The sequence below is a fragment of the Streptomyces europaeiscabiei genome (genome assembly GCF_001550375.1).
GTDB lineage: Bacteria > Actinomycetota > Actinomycetes > Streptomycetales > Streptomycetaceae > Streptomyces > Streptomyces europaeiscabiei.
On record NZ_LRTR01000551.1, the window covers coordinates 1 to 2,455 of the forward strand.

Genomic DNA, 2,455 nt, shown 5'->3' on the forward strand with positions numbered 1-2,455 from the left:
GGCCCTGGTCGGCGCGGTGCCCGAGCGCCCCGCCCCGGCGCACGCGGTCACGCCCGGTCATCACCCGCGCGCCGATCAGGCCCTCGCCCACCTTCAGGCCCTGGAACGGGCCCTCGCGGAACTGGCCCACCCCTTGCACGCCTCTGCCCCGGCCCGCGCCTGACCGGTCCGACCGGTCCGACCGGTCCGACTCCAAGGGGTGCGTCTTTCGGCAGCGGGTGAGTGGGGCGCAGCTCCCCGCGCTCCTCAAGAGCCCCGGGCGCGACCCGCGCTGTCAAGGGGCGCGGGGAACTGCGCGTGCAACCCCACGCGACCCGCACCCGCCAACGTGCCCCCCCGCCCCCGAGCTGCATGGCGCGCGGGGTCGAAGGGGCGGCAGCCCCTGGGGATGGGGCGGGTAGGGGCGGAGGGGGCGAAACCCTTCTGGTCTAGACCTGCTGCTACCCTCGCCCGCACAAGGGCGAGCGGGTGAGGGGACGGGCCATGGCACCAGCGACGACGGCACGCGGCAGGCGACGGCGGGCCTACATCGGGTCGTTCACGTCGGCGGGCGGCCTCGGTGTCCTCGCCGCCGTCGTGGACGAGGAGAGCGGCGCGCTGACCGTCCTCGGCGGCGCGGACGACGTCCCCGACCCGTCCCACCTCGCCCTCTCGCCGGACGGGGACACCCTCTACGCGGTCAGCGAGCGGCCCGAGGGGGCGGTGGCCGCCTACCGGGTGACGGGTGACAGGCCCGAGTTGACCGGGCCCCCGGTGCCGGTCGGAGACGGTCCCACCCACCTGTGTCTGCACACTGGCCACGTACTGACCGCCGACTACGGTTCCGGCAGCGTCACCGCCGTCCCCCTGTGCCCCGACGGCACCCTCGCGGCCTCCGCGTCCGGAACGCTCCGGCACACCGCGTGGGAGACCGGCGCCCGCCGCCCGCAGGAGCCGCACGCCCACCAGGTGCTGCCCGACCTCGGCGGCCACCGCTTCCTGGCCGTCGACCTCGGCACGGACTCGGTGCGGGTGTGCGGGCTGGAGGACGGCGTCCCCGTCCTGCACGGGGAGACGGCGCTGAGGCCGGGCTCGGGACCGCGCCACCTCGCCTTCCACCCCGGCGGACCGGGCGGTTCGTACGTCTACGTGCTGAACGAACGCGCCCCCACGGTGACCGTGTGCCGCTGGAAGGCCTCTGAGGGCCTGCTGGAGGCGCTGGGAGAGGTCCCGGTGCTTCCGGAAGCACCGGAGGGCGACGCGTACCCCTCGGGCATCGTGGCGTCCCCCGACGGCCGGTTCGTGTGGACGGCCACCCGCGGTACGGACGTCGTCTCCGTGCTCGCCGTCGAGGACGCCGGGCTGCGCCTGGTCACGACCGTGCCCTGCGGCGGCCACTGGCCGCGCGCCCTCACCTACGCGGCCGGGACGCTGTACGTGGCCAACGAGCGCTCCGGCGACGTCACCTGGTTCACGGTCGACCCGGTCACGGGTGTACCGGCACGCGGCGGTTCGATCGAGGCGCCCGCGGCCTCCTGCGTCGTCCTGGACGCCTGAGAGAGCACGCACGGACACCGGTGTGCGTACGGCCGAGGGCCGGCTCCTGCGAGAGGAGCGGGCCCTCGGCCGTACGGGTCGCGGTCCGGGATCACTGCACCGGACTTCAGCGGACCGGCATGCCCTGCGGCTGCTGCGGCGCGATGCCGAGCGCGGTGGTGTACTTCCCGAGCGCCAGCTTGCCGATCGCCGGGTAGGGGCCGAGCGCCTCGGCGGCGGAGCAGCCCGCCTCCTTCGCGGCGGCCTCGATCAGACCGGCGTCGATCTCCGGCCCTATCAGGTACGGCGCGAGGGCCAGCTGCTGCGAGCCCGAGGAGCGCAGCTGCTCGGCCACGGAGGTGATCGAGCCCTCCTGGTCGAGGGCGGCGGCCATCACCGGCACGGCGAGCCGCGCGGCCAGCAGCATGCCCGTGATCCCGGCGGCCTGCACGGCCTCCTCGCCGCCCACGGTGGCCAGGACGATGCCGTCCGCGGCGGTGGCGACGGTGAACAGCCGGGCCCGGTCGGCGCGCGCCAGACCGGACTCGGACAGGCGCACGTGCAGAGCCTCGGCGAGCAGCGGGTGCGGGCCGAGAACATCGGTCAGCTCGGCCGCGATACGGCTCTCCATGACGGCCTGGCGGACCTGGCGCAGCGTGGCGCTGTCCGGACCGGCCAGCAGGGGCACGACGACGGCGACGAGGCCTTCCGGCTCCTTGACGTCCAGGCCGGCGGCGCGCGCCTGCTCATAACGGGCGGTGCGCTCCTCGGCGGCACGCGTGAGCACCGACTGCAGCGTGGGGAACTCGTCGGCGCCACCGTCGACGTAGCCGATGCGGGCGTCGAGGCCGGGCAGCTCGGAGCGCGCGATGCTCACGACCTCCTCGGCGAGGCTGCGCGTGGCGGCGCTGGGCGTGCCGGGCACCGCGAGGACGAGCGC

The 2,455-nt window shown here is 75.6% G+C and carries 2 protein-coding genes; one reads left to right on the forward strand and one right to left on the reverse strand.

Annotated features, from left to right (window positions below):
- Positions 1 to 483: 483 nt before the first annotated feature.
- The gene (locus AWZ10_RS27085; protein ID WP_060892276.1) at positions 484 to 1,536 is read left to right on the forward strand and encodes a lactonase family protein; all 1,053 of its coding nucleotides are present in this window, start codon (positions 484 to 486) and stop codon (positions 1,534 to 1,536) included.
- 106 nt (positions 1,537 to 1,642) lie between these two features.
- On the opposite strand, the gene AWZ10_RS27090 is transcribed toward AWZ10_RS27085, so the two are convergent.
- Positions 1,643 to 2,455 (reverse strand): sirohydrochlorin chelatase (locus AWZ10_RS27090; protein WP_244172560.1); only part of this gene is annotated, 813 nt, incomplete at its 5' end.

What these genes read in the sequence shown, in the direction of transcription:
- AWZ10_RS27085 (WP_060892276.1), top strand. Translation starts at nt 484, where the DNA reads ATGGCACCAGCGACGACGGCACGCGGCAGGCGACGGCGGGCCTACATC.